The sequence below is a fragment of the Ruegeria sp. SCP10 genome (assembly GCF_040329495.1).
Taxonomy (GTDB): Bacteria; Pseudomonadota; Alphaproteobacteria; order Rhodobacterales; family Rhodobacteraceae; genus Ruegeria.
Genome location: NZ_JBDZYF010000011.1, coordinates 14,485 through 31,192 on the forward strand (window position 1 = coordinate 14,485; position 16,708 = coordinate 31,192).

Sequence of the window (16,708 nt, forward strand, 5' to 3'; positions counted from 1 at the left end):
TTCGATGGGTAAGTAGCTAATTCAGCTTTTTAAGTGGGATTGGCGATTATGGGTCAATCAAGAAGAATTAGCTGGCCGGGACCGGAGCCAGTATGAGGCGCCTAATGAGCAGCAGAGCAGCAGATGTGAAACAGGCAACGTTGCACTCCGTATTTCCAGGGGTCTAGCAGGGCAGATTAGTACCAGTCCGTGGTTTTGGGCGGTCTCAGTCCGGCCATGTTCGCGGGAAAGAGTGGTTGCTAGCTTCTCCGCATCGCAGTTCACAACTCGACAAACCTCATCAGAACCCAAGCTTGGCGCAGCGAATTTACAGCCGCTCAGACAGGCGTCGCTGCTACCGCTGCGACCAACGCACCACTCATCTACGCTGGCCAATGGTATTTGTGCTTGAACTTCTCAAGTCGCTGGGTTGAAGACGTCTGCTAATCGACTCGAGGTGCCATTTACATGTTCACCATCGGAGTAGTGGGTTGGTTCGCGCATATCGTTCTCCAATTGGATCAAACATTCAAGGCCACGTTGGAGTGGCTGTGATTCAGTCTTCTTTTAAGTTTTATTCTGAAATTAGCCATATTTTCAGCTGTGTCTTCGGTTCAGTTCGCAATTGAAGAACAAATAGTTCTGAGTTCTCCAACTTTAAAAAATTGCCAAAATGTCGATGCTATTTTTCGAACAATCCAAGATAGAAGGCTTTTGTTCGTTCTGGGAATTCTCGCGTTGTGTTCAGAGCATTGCGACAGATCTCTTCGACTGCTTCATAGGGAACCCACAAATCGGGGATGCAACTACTTGCATTGAGGCCTTAGCACACACTTCAAATTTAAAAGTTTAAGCTTGAAGATTATTCATATCTGAGTTACGAATGTGGTCAATCGAGTTGGAAATTTAGGCGACTATGGATCTTGGGAACATCTGATCGAATGGCCTAAGAAAAGTGCAGCTACGAAGTACCTACGATTGTCTGTGTTCCGCAAGAAAAGCGTCGGCCAACTGATCAAACTGAAAAGCTCGAAATAGAGAAGAAATAGAGAAGAAGAGGAGGACTCTATGAATCTGAAACCGTTACTTGTTGCGGCCGCAGCTGCTGCATTGGCCACTTCGACATACGCCAAAAACCTCAAAGTTGGGATGATCACAACGCTTTCGGGTGGTGGAGCCGGGCTTGGCATTGATGTCCGTGATGGCTTTATGCTGGCGGTGGAGCAATCTGGCCGCAATGACATTGAGGTCGTAATTGAGGATGATCAGCGAAAACCGGACGTTGCAGTCCAACTGACAGACAAAATGATCCAGTCCGAAAAGGTTGACGTACTCACCGGCATCATCTGGTCCAACCTTGCGATGGCAGTGATTCCGGGTGCGGTTGCACAAGGTAAATTCTACCTTTCTCCCAACGCAGGACCCTCGCCTCTGGCTGGCAAAGGGTGTCACCAGAATTATTTCAACGTTGCCTGGCAGAACGACAATTTGCATGAGGCTGCAGGGGCCCACGCCAATTCATCAAACTACTCCAACGCCTTTATTCTGGCTCCCAACTACCCTGCGGGCAAAGACGCGCTGTCAGGTTTCAAGCGGTTTTACAAAGGTGATCTAGCGGGTGAAATCTACACGAAACTCGGCCAGACAGACTATGCCAGCGAGATAGCGCAGATCCGTGCCTCGGGCGCGGACAGCGTGTATTTTTTCCTTCCCGGAGGAATGGGAATATCCTTCCTGAAACAATACGCGGACAGTGGCGTGGATCTTCCGATTGTCGGCCCCGCTTTCAGCTTTGACCAAGGTATTCTTCAGGCTGTCGGCGATGCTGCACTAGGCGTACACAATACCTCACAATGGTCGAAAGACCTCGACAACGCGACGAATGCTGCATTTGTCGAGAGTTTTCAGGCCAAGTACGACCGGCTTCCCTCGCTTTATGCCAGCCAAGGCTTCGATACCGCCAATCTGCTGATTTCCGCCATGGAAGCTGCGGACGTCAGTGACCAGGATGCCTTCCGCGCGGCGCTGAAAGCGGCCAACTTCGAGTCAACACGAGGAGATTTCGCGTTTGGTCCGAACCATCATCCGATTCAGGATATCTATGTTCGTGAAGTCATCAAGGAAGGCGACGTTTACACGAACCGGATCATTTCGCTGGGCCTGGAAGACCACAGCGACGCTTATGCGGCCGAATGCAAAATGTAACTACCAATAACCCGCGCCGTCTTTGGGACGGCGCGGAACAAGAATATTGCAGGGGTGGCAATGTCCTGGGTCCTTCTTATTGAGCAGACGTTAAATGGGCTACAGTTTGGCGTAATGCTGTTTCTGATGGCCGCCGGCCTGACGCTGATCTTTGGTGTCATGGGGTTGATCAACCTCGTTCACGGATCGCTTTACATGATCGGCGCTTTTGCCGCAGCGGTTGTGGCGGCGGCGTCGGGTTCGTTTCTGCTTGCCCTGGCCGCAAGCCTTGCGGCGGCTGCGGTTGCCGGGATTCTGGTCGAAGTTACGGTGATCCGAAAACTCTATGACCGGGATCATCTGGATCAGGTGCTTGCGACCTTTGCGCTGATCCTGATTTTTTCCGAAGGAACCCGCTGGGTGTTCGGGTCCTTCCCTCTCTTTCTGGACCCGCCTGATTACCTGTCGGGAACAGTGTTCCTGCCCTTCGGGATCGAATACTCACGTTATCGTCTCAGCCTGATCGTGATCGGACTTGCTGTTGCAGCCGGATTGTTCTGGATGATCGCCAAGACGCGGATCGGCATTCGCATTCGGGCGGGTGAGAATGATCGCGAAATGATCGGGGCGCTAGGTGTGGATATCACGCTGCTTTACACGCTGGTTTTTGCACTGGGTGCCGCGTTGGCCGGATTTGCAGGCGCTTTGATCGGTGCAATTCAATCGGTTCAGGTCGGGATGGGAGAACCGGTTCTGATCCTTGCATTCGTTGTTGTTGTGATCGGTGGAATTGGCTCCATCAAAGGGGCCCTGATCGGGGCAATCCTGGTTGGCCTGACCGATACATTGGGCAGTTTCCTGTTGCCCAAACTCTTCTCTTTGATCCTGGCACCGTCCGCCGCCACTTCGGTCGGTTCATCGCTGGCTTCGATGTCTATTTATGTCCTGATGGCTGGTGTTCTGCTTGTGCGGCCCAAAGGTTTGTTCGGAGGCGCATGAGATGAAAAAGGAAACCACTCTAAACGCCGGTCTGATGCTTCTGCTTCTGGCAATACCAGTTGCCGCCTGGTTCATGGACGAGCCTTTCCTGGTCACGCTGACAACACGGGCCGTTGTTTTTGCGATCGCTGGCGTCGGGCTGAACTTTGCGCTTGGTTTCGGCGGGCTGGTCAGCTTCGGCCACGCGGTCTTCTTTGGCCTTGGCGGGTACGCAATGGGCATTCTGGCGCATCATGCGCAGACTTATACCCCCCTAATGGAGTGGCCGTTTGTCATTGATGGTTCAAACTCCATGCTTGTGATCTGGCCCGTGGCTATCGTGATCAGCGCACTGGCAGCCCTCGCGATCGGAGCGCTCAGCCTGAGGACCACGGGTGTCTACTTCATCATGATCACGCTCGCATTCGGCCAGATGTTCTTCTACTTCATGATTTCCTGGTCGGCCTATGGCGGTGAGGATGGGCTTTCGATCTATGTCAGAAACGGGTTTCCGGGCCTCAATACTATGGACCCATTCCAGTTTTTTGTGATCTGCTACGTTCTGCTCGCGCTGGTCCTTTTTGCAGTCCATCGGGCGGCGCATTCTTCGTTTGGTCTGATGCTGCGTGCCGCACGGCAAAACGAGGACAGGGTGCAGGCCGTCGGTCAGATTCCCTATCGCCTCTATCTGATCGCCTTTATGGTTTCCGGCGCCATAACCGGATTGGCAGGCGCCCTTTTTGCCGATCTGAACCGGTTCGTAAGCCCGACCATGCTAAGCTGGCACACCTCGGGCGAGATCATGATCTTTGTAATCCTCGGCGGTGTCGGACGCGTCTTCGGGCCCGTTGCCGGTGCAGCCCTTTTCATTTTGCTGGAACACAGCCTCGGGGGCCTGAGCGAGTACTGGCACGTCTATCTCGGCGCGATCCTTCTGGGGGTCGTACTGTTTGCAAGAGGTGGACTGTTTGGCCTTCTCGCCGGTCTGGAGGTGGCGCATGATTGACCCCATCCTCGATGTTCGGGGCCTGACCAAAAGCTTTGGCGGGCTGGTTGCAAGCAAGAACATCAGCCTCGACCTGCGCCCGGGCGAAATCCACGCCCTGATCGGGCCAAACGGGGCCGGAAAGTCGACATTGATCAAGCAGATCGCGGGTGGGCTTCGACCGGACGAGGGCAGCGTGTTTTTTGACGGTCAGGACGTCAGCCCCCTGTCCACGGCCAGCCGCGCGCGGCTGGGAATGGGCCGGACATTCCAGATCTCGTCCGTCGCAATGGAATACACGGTTCTGCAAAATACCGTTCTGGGCGCGCTTGGCCATCGCGGCAATACGTTCCGCTTTTTCAACCGGGTCATGAAAGACACCGAGTTGCTGGCCACGGCGGAAAATGCGCTGGAACAGGTCGGGCTGCAGGAGTTCCGGACGTTTCGGACCTCCGACCTGTCACATGGTCAGCGCCGGCAGCTTGAAGTTGCGGTCGCGCTCACGCTGGAACCCAAAGCCTTCCTGATGGATGAACCCATGGCTGGTCTTGGCGCCGAAGGGTCGCATCGTTTGATAGGTTTCCTCGACGCTCTCCGGCAAAAGGCCCCGATCTTGCTGATCGAACATGACATGGATGCCGTTTTCACCCTCGCCGACCGGATCAGCGTCCTTGTGTACGGGGAAATCATCGCCTCCGGCTCGGTCGATGAGATCCGGGCAAATCCGGACGTACGCAGCGCCTATCTTGGAGAGGAGAGTGTGGAATGAGCCTTTTGAAACTCGCCCATGTTTCAGCGTTTTATGGCCATTCCCAGGCACTGTTCGATGTTCATCTCACGGTTGCTGACGGTGAAGTCGTCGCGTTGATGGGCCGCAACGGCATGGGCAAGTCAACAACGATCAAGGTGATCTGCCGCTTGCTGAAAAACCGGGGCGGAACGGTTTCGTTCGGCGGCGAAGACATCGCTCGCCTTCCGGCATATAAAGTTGCCCGAATGGGTGTCGGGCTGGTTCCCGAAGGACGCCGTTGTTTTACCGATCTGACGGTACATGAAAACCTGATTGCGGCCGCACGTCGCGGCGAATGGGATTTTGCGGCGGTATCGAAACTGTTTCCTCGATTGCAGGAGCGGAAGGACCAAACCGCAGGCACTTTGTCAGGTGGCGAACAGCAGATGCTGGCGATTGGCCGCGCGCTGATGACCAACCCCCGCCTGCTGGTGCTGGATGAGGCAACCGAAGGGCTTGCGCCGGTGGTCCGGCAGGAAATCTGGGCCGCGATTTCGAAGCTGAAAGCCGAAACCGGTATGGCGATTGTCGTCGTGGACAAGTCCCTCAAGGAATTACATTCGGTCGCGGACAAAGCGGTCATTCTTGAAAAGGGCAAATCGGTCTGGGTGGGCGATTTTGCATCGCTCACGCATGAGATCACCGACAAGTATCTGGGCGTGTGATGCGGACCGCATCGCCAACGAAGATCACCCGAACCAGTTGGAGAGCGGCAAATGAACCGAGTACTTATCTGTGACTATGTCCGCACGCCAATCGGGCGGTACGGCGGAGCATTGTCCTCGGTGCGCGCCGATGATCTTGCAGCGATTCCGATCCGGGAGCTTGTTCGCAAGAACCGGAATCTCGATCCCGCCGAAATTGACGAGGTATTCCTGGGTTGCGCCAATCAGGCGGGGGAAGACAGCCGAAACGTAGCGCGAATGGCGTCACTGTTGGCCGGTCTTCCCGAGACAGTTCCAGGCGTGACCGTCAACCGGCTCTGCGCATCGGGCATGGATGCGGTCATTGCCGCCGCGCGCGCCATCCGCTGTGATGAAACGGATGTCGCTATCGCAGGTGGTGTCGAAAGCATGTCCCGTGCGCCTTTTGTCATGCCAAAGGCGCAGTCTGCCTTCGCCCGGCAATCGGCCGTCTATGACACCACTATCGGCTGGCGTTTCATCAACAGGGCGATCGAACAGCAATATGGTGTCGACAGCATGCCTGAGACCGCTGAAAACGTGGCCGAGGCGTTTGGGATCTCGCGTAAGGATCAGGACAGGCTCGCGCTGTCCAGTCAGAGCCGCGCAGCCGAAGCCGTGGCATCTGGCCGGTTCGCCGCAGAAATCGTTCCGGTCGACATACAACGCCGCAAGGACACGCACCGGGTCGAAGCTGACGAGCATCCCCGTGAAACGACGTTGGACAAGCTTTCGTCGCTACCAGCACCGTTCCGCGAAAAAGGTACCGTGACCGCGGGCAACGCGTCAGGCGTCAATGACGGGGCGGCTGCATTGATTTTGGCTTCGGAAACCGCAGTCCAAAGGCATGAACTCAACCCGATTGCTGAAATTCTGGGGGCCGCATCGGCAGGCGTTGAACCCCGCCTGATGGGAATCGGGCCGGTTCCCGCCACCCGAAAACTCTGCGCGCGCCTGAACCTGAAAATCTCCGACTTTGACCTCATCGAACTCAACGAAGCGTTCGCATCGCAATCCATAGCAGTTTGTCGCGAACTGGATCTCGACCCATTGAGTGAGCACATGAACCCCAACGGAGGTGCGATTGCGCTGGGGCACCCGTTGGGAATGACGGGAGCAAGACTGATAGGCACGGCGGCAACGCAATTGAAAGGGCAGGCAGGCGCCCTGGCATTGTGCACACTTTGCGTGGGTGTCGGCCAAGGTGTCTCGGTTGCCATCCGGGCGGTTTGAAAAGATGCGACGGCCGATGCCATTGCATCGGCCCGGAAACAGCCCGGAATGCACTGCTGTCGACGTACCAGCGGTGCTTATGCGATGTGCGCGGTGGCTTCAATTTCGATCAGAGCGTCGTCTTCGACCAGGTCTTTGACAATCAACATCGACATTGCCGGGAAGTGTTTACCAAAGACACGGCGATATGCCTGCCCGACCTCGCGCTGATGCGCCAGGTATTCCTGCTTGTCCTTTACGAACCAGGTCAGACGCGCGACATCCGTTGCCTGGCCGCCCGCAGCTTCGACAATTGATACGATATTGCGCAGGGCCTGTTCCATCTGCGCGATGAAGTCCCGGGCAACGAATTCCTTGTTCTCGTTCCAGCCGATCTGGCCGCCGACATACAAGGTACCATCTGGGGCAAGCATTCCGTTGGCATATCCAAGGGCGGGCGCCCAACCGTCGGGGTGAATTTCTTTCAGTGTCATCACGTTTCCAGTTTCTTGTCTGCAATTCTTTTTCTGATGTCTTGTGGCCATGGCTGTGGACGCCCGTTGGCTGCGACATAAACAAGCGCTGAAGTCCCTTTCAGCCGGATCTCCCCATCACATGCCGCCTGAAATTCAAGCCGCATGCTGGCGCCCCCCAGCTTTGCAACCGTCAGTGAGAACTCAAGCAGATCACCGTGTCGGCTGGGCGCGGTGAAATCCACAGAGATACTGGCTGTGGGGACCGCGGCCTCTTTGTGCAGCGTTTCAAATTGCCAATCGAGGGCTTCATCAAAGAATGCCTCAACGCAATCGTTCAGCATCTCGAAATAGCGGGGGTAAAAGACGATCCCTGCCGGGTCGCAATGCTTGAACAGCACTTTCTGTCGCCAACGAAACCGCATCAGAACGCCCTGTAGGTCTGAGTGGTGAATGTCCGTTCGATATTGGGAATGGTAAGCAGATTGTCGTTGACATATTTGCCCACGTCTTCGCCGTCCGGCACATAGAGCTTCAACAAAAGATCGTACGCACCGGAAGTCGAATAGAGTTCCGAGTGGATTTCCCTGAGCGCAATGTTATCGGCAACCTCATAAGTGGTACCCGGCTTACATCTGATTTGTATGAAGAGGCACGTCATCGGCGATCTCCTCAGGTCACTTTCGAACGGGCTTGATATTTCGGATCGCTCCACAGCCTGTTTGACATAACCGTTTCGATTGTCTTCGCGGCTTCAATCACGTCATCCTCATTGAGGTAGAGGGGTGTGAAGCCAAACCGCATGATATCCGGCGCGCGGAAATCTCCGATCACGCCGCGGTCGATCAGGGCCTGCATCGCGGCATAGCCATTGTCAAAAGCGAAAGACACCTGCGAGCCGCGGTCTTCGGCGTTTCGGGGCGAGGCCAGCTGCAATTGCGGGCACCGCGCCTCTACCTCGGATATGAACAGCTCTGACAGAGTGATGGATGCTGCGCGAACATCTTTGATGTCAACACCGTCCCAGACATGCAGCGCCTTTTCAAGGAGCGCCAATTGCACGATCGGAGGTGTTCCGACACGCATGCGTTCGGTGGACATCATCGGACGATAGGCCAATTCCATCGCAAAAGGTGCCGCGTGACCCATCCATCCCGCCAAGGCAGGCCGGACCTGTTCCACGATGTCAGGGCGCACGTAAATGAAGGCCGGCGCACCCGGTCCGCCATTGAGGTATTTGTAGGTGCAGCCAACAGCTAATTCGGCATTGCACCCGACCAGATCCACGGGCATTGCACCGGCACTATGGGCCAGATCCCAGATCATCACGGCACCGGCCTTGTGCGCGCGGGCCGTGATTTCGACCATGTCATGCTTGCGCCCGGTGCGATAGTCGACCTCGGTCAACAGGACAACGGCCACCTCTTCGGTAATCGCATCGGCCACGTCTTCAGGTGCGGGGATGCGCAGCTCATGGTCTTTGCCGATCGTGTCGATCAGGCCTTGCGCCATGTAGAGATCGGTTGGGAAATTGCCGTTGTCCGACAGGATAACACGACGATCCGGGCGCATTTTCAATGCGGCGGCCAGCGCCTGAAACACCTTTATCGAAAGTGTGTCGCCAGTGGCGACAGACCCTTCGGGCACGCCGATCAACCGCGCAATCTGATCGCCTACTTTTTGCGGCAGCGATATCCAGTCGGCCGTGTTCCAGGCCCTGATCAGCTCATTGCCCCATTCGGATTCGATGACCTCCTGGGCACGCCTGGCCGCATCGCGGGGCAGCGCACCTAATGAGTTTCCGTCCAGGTAAATCTCATCATCCGGGATATTGAAGAGGTGCTTTCGATAGACTGCGTCAACAGACATCAGAGTTCTCCACGCAGGTGCCAGAGTTCCGGGAAAAGCTCGACGCTGAGCATCTTGCGCAGGTAATCGGTGCCCGATGTCCCGCCGGTGCCGCGCTTGAAGCCAATCACACGTTCAACGGTCGTGACGTGATTGAACCGCCAGCGGCGGAAGTAATCCTCAAGATCAACCAGTTTCTCGCCAAGCTCATACAGGGTCCAATAGGTATCGACGTCCTCGTATACCTGTCGCCACCTGGCCTGCACCTCGGGAACTGCGGCGTGCGGGGAATTCAGCTGCGGCTCCGGTATTTCAGCACCCGGTCCGTCAAGCGTCGTGAACAATAGCCGGATCACGTCATCATAAAAGCTGGGCCGGGCCAGTTCATCGCTGAGCATCCGGTGCACGTCCGGCAGATGCTCATGCGGTTTGAGCATGTTGGGATTGCGGTTACCAAGGACGTATTCAATCATCCGGTACTGATAGGATTGAAAACCCGAGGACGATCCCAGCGCTTCGCGGAATTTGGTATAGTCTGCGGGCGTCATCGTGCGCAGCACGTCCCATGCACTGTTGAGCTGTTCGAAGATGCGGGAAACGCGGGCCAGCATTTTGAACATCCGGGGCATATTGCCCGCATTCAGGGCCTCGCGCGCCGCAGACAATTCGTGCAACGCAAGTTTCATCCATAATTCACTGGTCTGATGCTGGATGACGAACAGCATTTCGTCATGCGCATCCGAAAGCGGGGCTTGCTGCGCCAGAAGGTTTTCAAGTTTCAGATAATCGCCGTAAGACATGGCATCCCTGAAACCCATTTTGGCGCCTTCCGAACCCGGATCGTAAGGTGTTTTGCTCATTGCCTTGCCTTCAGCCTGAAGCGCTGGATTTTGCCGGTTTCTGTCTTGGGCAGGGTCTCGGTGAAAACCAGCGAACGTGGATATTTGAACGGAGCAATCGTCGCTTTGACGTGATCCTGCAATTGCTGGGCCAGGCTGTCGCTGGGTGCGTGCCCTGACGAAAGAACGATATGCGCCTGAACTATCGCGCCACGCGCTTCGTCCGAGATTCCGATTACGGCGCATTCCGCTACCGCCTCATGAGCAAGCAGGGCCGCTTCAACCTCGGGGCCGGCGATGTTGTAACCGGACGAAACGATGATGTCGTCGTTTCGGGCAGCAAAATGAAAGTACCCGTCTTCATCCTTGTGAAAGGCGTCGCCAGAGATATTCCAGCCGTTCTGAACATATTCGTCCTGGCGTGCACCGCGCAGATAACGGCACCCTGTGGGCCCGCGAATGGCAAGACGGCCCACCTCTCCTGCAGGAAGTTCGGCTCCGTCGGGGCCAATAATCTTGGCTTCGTACCCTTTCACCGGTTTGCCGGTACAGGCAGGGCGATGGTCCGAAAACCGGTTGGTGATGAAAATGTGCAACATTTCAGTGGCACCGATTCCGTCAAGCATCGGTTTGCCGGTCTTGCGCATCCACTCGTCATAGACCGGTCCGGGTAGCGTTTCGCCTGCGGACACAGCTGCGCGTAAGGATGACAGATCGGCGCCTTCATCCATTGCCTGCATCATCACCCGATAAGCCGTCGGAGCCGTAAAACAAACAGTCGCGCGGTACTTCTCGATCACGTCGATCATGTTCGGAGGCGTGGCGTTCTCAAGCAGGGTTGCCGCGGCGCCAAACCGCATGGGAAAGATCGCCAACCCACCCAGCCCAAATGTGAAGGCCAGCGGAGGAGATCCGATGAAAACATCATCGGGCGTAACGTCCAGCACCTCTTTCGCGTAACCATCCGCGATGGCCAGAAGATCGCGGTGAAAATGCATGGTGCCTTTTGGCTCGCCTGTCGATCCCGACGTGAATCCGATCAGGGCGACATCATCCTGAGCCGTTTCGATCGCCTCGAAGGTGACGGGTTTTTCCAGCGCAAGACGATCCAGTTCGGCATCGTGATTGGCTGTTCCGTCAAACCCGACCACCGTCGTCAGAAAATTGCTGCCCTTGGCGCAGGCCGTCATTTCGTCCATCAGCCGGGTGTCGCACAATGCATGCGTAATCTCAGCGGTATCCACATATTTCGCCAGTTCGGCCGCGCGCAACATCGGCATGGTGTTGACGACCACCGCACCGGCCTTTGTCGCCGCCAACCAGCAGGCGACCATCGCCGGGTTGTTGGCAGAGCGGATCATCACCCGGTTGCCCGGTTTCAGCCCGAGGTTATCGACCAGCGCATTGGCCAACCGGTTCGTCCAGTCGCTGAGCTCCTTATAGGTGCGCCGCCGTCCGTTTCCGATCAGAGCGGTGTGATCACCGAACCCCTTTTCGACCATCGCATCGGTCAGTTCCACCGCCGCATTCAACCGGTCCGGATAGTCGAACCCGTCCAGCAGAAGATCGGGCCATTTCTCTTGCGCTGGCAGATTGTCCCGCGCGAACGTGTCGGTATGAGCTGACGGTCTGAGCATGATTACCCCCTCTGCATGGTGCCAAGCGCCTGCCGTGCTATGACGACACGCTGCACGTCCGAGGCACCCTCGTAGATGCGCAGCGCCCTGATTTCCCGGTACAGCCTTTCGACAATCTCATCGGATCTGACGCCGTCGCCGCCATGAAGCTGCACTGCTATGTCGATGACGCGCTGTGCCTGATCTGTCGCAAACAGCTTGGCCATGGCGGCCTCGCGCGTGACCCTCGGTGCGCCGCTGTCCTTGGTCCAGGCAGCACGATAGACCAGCAAGGCCGAGGCATCGACATCCAGGGCCATGTCGGCGATGTGCCCCTGCACCATCTGCAGATCAAAAAGCGGAGCCCCCTGAACCTCGCGCGTGGTTGCCCGGCTCAGGGCTTCATCCAGTGCGCGTCGGGCAAAGCCCAGTGCCGCCGCCGCCACCGTCGACCGGAAAACATCCAGAACGGACATTGCGATTTTGAACCCGGCACCGCGTTCTCCGATCAGGGCCGAGGCAGGAATGCGGCAATCCGTGAACCGCAGTCGCGCAAGCGGATGCGGCGCGATGGTGTGCAATCGCTCGACCACTTCGAATCCGGGCAGACCTGCCGGGACGACAAACGCCGACAATCCTTTTGCCCCCGGCGCTTCTCCGGTGCGGGCAAAGACCGTATAGACATCCGCAATCCCGCCATTGGAGATCCAGGTTTTTTCGCCATTGAGTACGAAATGATCGCCGTCCTGTACGGCAGTCATGGTCGAATTGGCCACATCCGATCCCGATTGCGGCTCGGTCAGGGCAAAGGCCGAAATCGCCTTGCCTGCGCGGGTCTGTGTCAACCATTCGGCCTTTTGCGCATCCGTCCCGAACAGGGACAGCGCGCCCGTGCCCAGGCCCTGCATCGCGAATGAGAAATCGGCCAACCCATCGTGACGCGCCAGAGTTTCGCGGATCAGACACAGGCTGCGCACATCCAGCGGCTCGGCCGCGCCGGGGTTGACGGCGGAATGGGTCAACCAGCCGTCGCGCCCAAGGGCGCTGACCAGATTGCGACAGGCCGCGTCGGTGTCGCTGTGATCAAGTCCGGCCAGTTCGGATACCGCCCAGCTGTCCAGCCGTGCGACCAGGTCCCGATGGCGGCCTTCAAAGAACGGCCAGTTGAGAAAACTCTTATCTGCCATCAGTCACCCTCGAATACCGGCTTTTCTTTTGCGACAAACGCATTGTAGGCTCGGTGAAAATCCTGACCCTGCATACAGATCGCCTGTGCCTGTGCCTCGGCCTCGATCGCCTGTTCGATCGACATCGACCACTCCTGCGCCAGCATGGTCTTGGTCATCATGTTGGCGAAACCAGGCCCTTCGGCGATCCGGCGGGCCAGATCATTGGCGACTTCCAGCAGTTGATCCTGCGGCACGACGCGGTTGAAATACCCCCATGCCGCGCCTTCTTCGGCGCTCATCGAACGGCCAAGGTACAGCAGCTCGGCCGCCCTGCCCTGCCCGATGATCCGCGGCAGGATCGCGCACGCCCCCATATCGCAGCCGGCGAGACCCACGCGATTGAACAGGAAGGCGGTTTTGGCCTCGGGCGTGGCAATCCTGAGATCGGACGCCATTGCGATAATTGCGCCCGCTCCGGCACTGATGCCATCCACCGCCGCAATGATCGGTTTGCCGCAGTTCACCATGGCCTTGACCAGATCGCCGGTCATGCGCGTAAACGCCAACAACTCTTTCATATTCATCTCGGTGAGCGGCCCGATGATTTCGTGCACGTCCCCGCCCGAGCTGAAATTACCCTCATTCGGGGCAAAAACGACGGCCTTTACATCATCGCTGTAATGAAGGTCGCGGAACCAGTCGCGCAGTTCCGCATAGCTGTCAAAGGACAGCGGATTTTTACGCTCGGGCCGGTTCAGCGCAACTGTGGCAATCCCGTTCTCGATCGTGCAGATAAAATGAGTTACGTCGCTGCGCATTCCCCGCCCTCCATCAAATTTCGCCGCCCGAGAGGCTGAGCGCGTGTCCATTCACTGATCTGGCCGCATCCGAGCACAGCCACAGCGCCGTCCCGGCAACTTCATCCGTTTGGATGAACCGTTTCTGCGGATTGTTCCGCCACAATGATCTTGCTGCATCCTCGGCGCTCATCCCGGTTTTCTCCATGATATTCGCGATTGAGCGGTCCAGCATCGGCGTTTCGATGAAGCCGGGGCAGATCGCGTTGACCGTGATACCGGTCGAGGCGAGTTCCAGCGAAAGCGCGCGGGTCAAGCCAACGACACCGTGCTTGGCCGCACAATAGCCCGAAACATAAGGATACCCCTTGAGACCCGCAGTCGAGGCGATGGCGATAATCCGCCCCCATCCGCCTTGTTTCATATCCGGCAGTGCCTGCTTCCAGACATTGAAAACACCCGTCAAGTTAACACCGATCATGTCGTCCAGATCCTGTGGCGACATTTTCGCGAAGGGTACCGATGTTGCTGCGCCGGCATTGGCGACGACGATGGCGATTGGTCCGTGTTTCGCGCGGGCAGCCTCGAACGCAGTTGCGACCGAGACCGGATCGGTCACATCGCAGACCTGCCACGAGAGGCCCTGTTCCTCCAACGCCTTTTGCTTGCGGCCCATGATCGTCACGTTAGCACCGTTTGCTGCAAACTGATGCGCTGTTTGCGCCCCAACTCCGGACCCGCCACCGGTCACAATTACATGTTTGCCTGCCAGTGTCATACCTTGCCCACCATCTCGGCCTCGCGGTCCGCCAGCCGCCAGCTCTGATCGCGGCCTGCCAGATAGGGCAAAGGCCAGTCGGCGTGGCGGTCGCCGATGGATGCCCCTGCGTGCAGCGTCCAGTACGGGTCCGAAAGATGCGGGCGTGCGAGGCAGACCAGATCGGCGCGCCCTGCCATCAGGATCGAGTTCACGTGATCGGCCTCGTAGATATTGCCGACCGCCATGGTCCTGATCCCGGCCTCGTTTCGGATGCGGTCGGAAAACGGTGTCTGGAACATCCGCCCATAGACGGGTTTGGCGTCGGTGGTTGTCTGGCCTGCAGAAACATCGACGACATCCGCGCCTGCGGCTTCGAACGCCTGCGCAATCCTCACGGCCTCTTCGGGCGTTACGCCGTCTTCACCAACCCAGTCATTTGCAGAGATTCGCACAGCCATCGGCTTGTTCTCCGGCCAGACCGCGCGCATCGCGGCGAAAACCTCGAGCGGGTACCGCAGGCGGTTTTCCAGACTGCCCCCATAGTCATCTTTGCGCGCGTTCGAAACCGGAGAGATGAAGGACGAGATCAGATATCCGTGCGCCGCGTGCAACTCGATCATGTCAAACCCGGCCCGTTCCGCCATCTGTACAGAGGCCACAAACTGCGAGGCGACGTTGTCCATATCAGCCCGCGTCATCGCACGTGGTGTCGCATTGTCCGGGGACCAGGGAATGTCGGACGCCGAAATCAGGTCCCAGTTGCCGCTTGCAAGCGGTTTATCCATACCTTCCCACCCGAGTTTGGTTGACCCCTTGCGGCCTGAATGGCCGATTTGGCAACAGATCTTGGCGTCGGTCTCGGTGTGGATGAAATCGGTGATCCGTTTCCAGGCTGTTTCATGTTCCGGCAGGTACAGGCCCGGGCAGCCCGGTGTGATACGGCCGGTATCCGACACGCAGGTCATTTCCGTATAGACCAGCCCTGCCCCGCCCTTGGCGCGCTCTCCCAGATGTACAAGGTGCCAATCCGTGGGAGAGCCGTCGACAGCCTTGTACTGCGCCATCGGAGAAACGACGATGCGATTGCTGAGTTCCATATCCCGCAGCCTGAACGGCGCGAACATCGGCGTGCGGACGGGCGCATCAGCGGCCACACCGGCCTGGGTCTGGAACCAGCGCTCGGCGGTTTCCAACCATTGTGCATCCCGCAGGCGCAGGTTTTCGTGGCTGATCCGTTGCGAGCGTGTCAGAAGTGAGTAGTTGAATTGCACCGGATCGAGGTCCAGATAACGCTCCACATCCTCGAACCATTCCAGTGAGTTGCGCGCAGCCGATTGCAGGCGCAGAACCTCCAGCCGACGTTCGTCCTGATATCGTTGGAATGCGGCTTCCATATCCGGTTCCGAATGCAGATAGTCGGCCAGGGCAATCGCACTGTCAAACGCCAGGCGCGAACCGGAGCCGATCGAGAAATGGGCCGTCGCCGACGCATCGCCCAGCAGCACGATGTTCTCGTGATACCATTTTTCGCACAGGACGCGCGGAAAGTTCATCCAGACAGCCGAACCGCGCAGGTGATCGGCATTCGACATCAGGGCATGGCCGCCCAAATGGTCGGCAAAGATATCTTCACAGGATTTGACAATGTCTTCCTTCGACATTCCTTCAAAGCCGAAGCTGTCCCAGGTCTCCTGCGCGCATTCCACGATGAAGGTCGCAGTGTCATCATCGAACTGGTAAACATGCGCCCAGATCCAGCCGTGGCGGGTTTTCTCGAAGATGAAGGTGAAGGCATCATCAAACTTCTGATGCGTGCCAAGCCAGATGAACTTGCAGGCGCGCACATCTACGTCCGGCTTGAAATGTTCCGCATAAGCCGCTCGGGTCTGGGAGTTGATCCCGTCGCAAGCCACGACAAGGTCGTAGTCATCCTTGAAATCGGCTGCGGTGCCGAATTCGGTCTCATATCGCAACTCGACACCCAGTTCCTGTGCACGCTGTTGCAGTAGCAGCAGCATCTGTTTGCGGCCAATCCCGGCAAATCCGTGACCACCCGAGACAGTGCGCACACCGTCATGCACAACAGCGATATCGTCCCAATAGGCAAAGTGGTCGCGGATCGCCTGCGCGCTTGAAGGATCGTTTTCCTGCAGGTTCTCCAACGCGTCGTCTGACAGGACCACTCCCCAGCCGAAGGTATCGTTGGCACGATTCCTCTCAATCACCACAACGTCATGCGCCGAATCGCGAAGTTTCATCGAAATGGCAAAATAGAGGCCCGCCGGCCCTCCCCCTAAACAGGCAATCCGCATTTGCCCCTCCGTGTGACGTTGGCGTTGCATATCGTAGAAGTGGTGCACAGACGGTAGCTGAGTTTGCACAATGCTTCAAGCTT

16 protein-coding genes are annotated in these 16,708 nt (G+C 57.3%); 6 read left to right on the top strand and 10 right to left on the bottom strand.

Annotated features, from left to right (window positions below):
* Positions 1–1,047 precede the first annotated feature (1,047 nt).
* Genes ABLN87_RS18055 through pcaF form a run of 6 tightly spaced genes read left to right on the top strand, consistent with a single transcriptional unit; the run spans position 1,048 to position 6,832 of the window.
* Complete coding sequence (locus ABLN87_RS18055; RefSeq protein ID WP_353012908.1) at positions 1,048–2,184, top strand: ABC transporter substrate-binding protein; 1,137 nt, start codon at positions 1,048–1,050, stop codon at positions 2,182–2,184.
* Positions 2,185–2,244: 60 nt separating this feature from the next.
* Positions 2,245–3,162: a branched-chain amino acid ABC transporter permease gene (locus tag ABLN87_RS18060; RefSeq protein ID WP_353012911.1), complete on the top strand. Its 918-nt coding sequence runs from the start codon at positions 2,245–2,247 to the stop codon at positions 3,160–3,162.
* Between the two features lies 1 nt (position 3,163).
* A complete protein-coding gene (locus ABLN87_RS18065; protein WP_353012913.1) occupies positions 3,164–4,147 on the top strand; it encodes a branched-chain amino acid ABC transporter permease in 984 nt (327 codons plus the stop codon).
* The gene (locus ABLN87_RS18070; RefSeq protein WP_353012916.1) at positions 4,140–4,895 is read left to right on the top strand and encodes an ABC transporter ATP-binding protein; all 756 of its coding nucleotides are present in this window, start codon (positions 4,140–4,142) and stop codon (positions 4,893–4,895) included. Before ABLN87_RS18065 ends, ABLN87_RS18070 begins: the two co-directional genes overlap by 8 nt.
* Positions 4,892–5,581, top strand: a complete 690-nt coding sequence (locus ABLN87_RS18075) for an ABC transporter ATP-binding protein (RefSeq protein WP_353012919.1) — start codon at positions 4,892–4,894, stop codon at positions 5,579–5,581. The genes ABLN87_RS18070 and ABLN87_RS18075 overlap by 4 nt, the downstream gene beginning before the upstream one ends.
* A gap of 51 nt (positions 5,582–5,632) precedes the next feature.
* The gene (gene pcaF / locus ABLN87_RS18080; RefSeq protein WP_353012922.1) at positions 5,633–6,832 is read left to right on the top strand and encodes a 3-oxoadipyl-CoA thiolase; all 1,200 of its coding nucleotides are present in this window, start codon (positions 5,633–5,635) and stop codon (positions 6,830–6,832) included.
* Between the two features lie 77 nt (positions 6,833–6,909).
* On the opposite strand, the gene ABLN87_RS18085 is transcribed toward pcaF, so the two are convergent.
* The 10 genes from ABLN87_RS18085 to ABLN87_RS18130 are packed head-to-tail and all read right to left on the bottom strand — an operon-like array spanning position 6,910 to position 16,625.
* Entirely contained in the window at positions 6,910–7,305 is a 396-nt protein-coding gene (locus ABLN87_RS18085; protein WP_353012925.1) for a RidA family protein, read from the bottom strand.
* Complete coding sequence (locus ABLN87_RS18090; RefSeq protein ID WP_353012928.1) at positions 7,305–7,709, bottom strand: acyl-CoA thioesterase; 405 nt, start codon at positions 7,707–7,709, stop codon at positions 7,305–7,307. The genes ABLN87_RS18085 and ABLN87_RS18090 overlap by 1 nt, the downstream gene beginning before the upstream one ends.
* The gene (locus ABLN87_RS18095; RefSeq protein ID WP_353012930.1) at positions 7,709–7,945 is read right to left on the bottom strand and encodes an Lrp/AsnC ligand binding domain-containing protein; all 237 of its coding nucleotides are present in this window, start codon (positions 7,943–7,945) and stop codon (positions 7,709–7,711) included. The genes ABLN87_RS18090 and ABLN87_RS18095 overlap by 1 nt, the downstream gene beginning before the upstream one ends.
* Before the next feature lie 11 nt (positions 7,946–7,956).
* A complete protein-coding gene (gene kynU / locus ABLN87_RS18100) occupies positions 7,957–9,153 on the bottom strand; it encodes a kynureninase (RefSeq protein WP_353012933.1) in 1,197 nt (398 codons plus the stop codon).
* Positions 9,153–9,992, bottom strand: a complete 840-nt coding sequence (locus tag ABLN87_RS18105) for a tryptophan 2,3-dioxygenase (RefSeq protein ID WP_353012936.1) — start codon at positions 9,990–9,992, stop codon at positions 9,153–9,155. Before ABLN87_RS18105 ends, kynU begins: the two co-directional genes overlap by 1 nt.
* Complete coding sequence (locus ABLN87_RS18110; RefSeq protein WP_353012938.1) at positions 9,989–11,608, bottom strand: AMP-binding protein; 1,620 nt, start codon at positions 11,606–11,608, stop codon at positions 9,989–9,991. The genes ABLN87_RS18105 and ABLN87_RS18110 overlap by 4 nt, the downstream gene beginning before the upstream one ends.
* Positions 11,609–11,610: 2 nt before the next feature.
* Complete coding sequence (locus tag ABLN87_RS18115; protein ID WP_353012941.1) at positions 11,611–12,774, bottom strand: acyl-CoA dehydrogenase family protein; 1,164 nt, start codon at positions 12,772–12,774, stop codon at positions 11,611–11,613.
* Positions 12,774–13,574, bottom strand: a complete 801-nt coding sequence (locus tag ABLN87_RS18120) for an enoyl-CoA hydratase family protein (protein WP_353012944.1) — start codon at positions 13,572–13,574, stop codon at positions 12,774–12,776. Before ABLN87_RS18120 ends, ABLN87_RS18115 begins: the two co-directional genes overlap by 1 nt.
* Positions 13,575–13,587: 13 nt before the next feature.
* Complete coding sequence (locus ABLN87_RS18125) at positions 13,588–14,331, bottom strand: SDR family NAD(P)-dependent oxidoreductase (RefSeq protein ID WP_353012947.1); 744 nt, start codon at positions 14,329–14,331, stop codon at positions 13,588–13,590.
* Positions 14,328–16,625: a bifunctional salicylyl-CoA 5-hydroxylase/oxidoreductase gene (locus ABLN87_RS18130; protein ID WP_353012950.1), complete on the bottom strand. Its 2,298-nt coding sequence runs from the start codon at positions 16,623–16,625 to the stop codon at positions 14,328–14,330. The genes ABLN87_RS18125 and ABLN87_RS18130 overlap by 4 nt, the downstream gene beginning before the upstream one ends.
* Positions 16,626–16,708 lie beyond the last annotated feature (83 nt).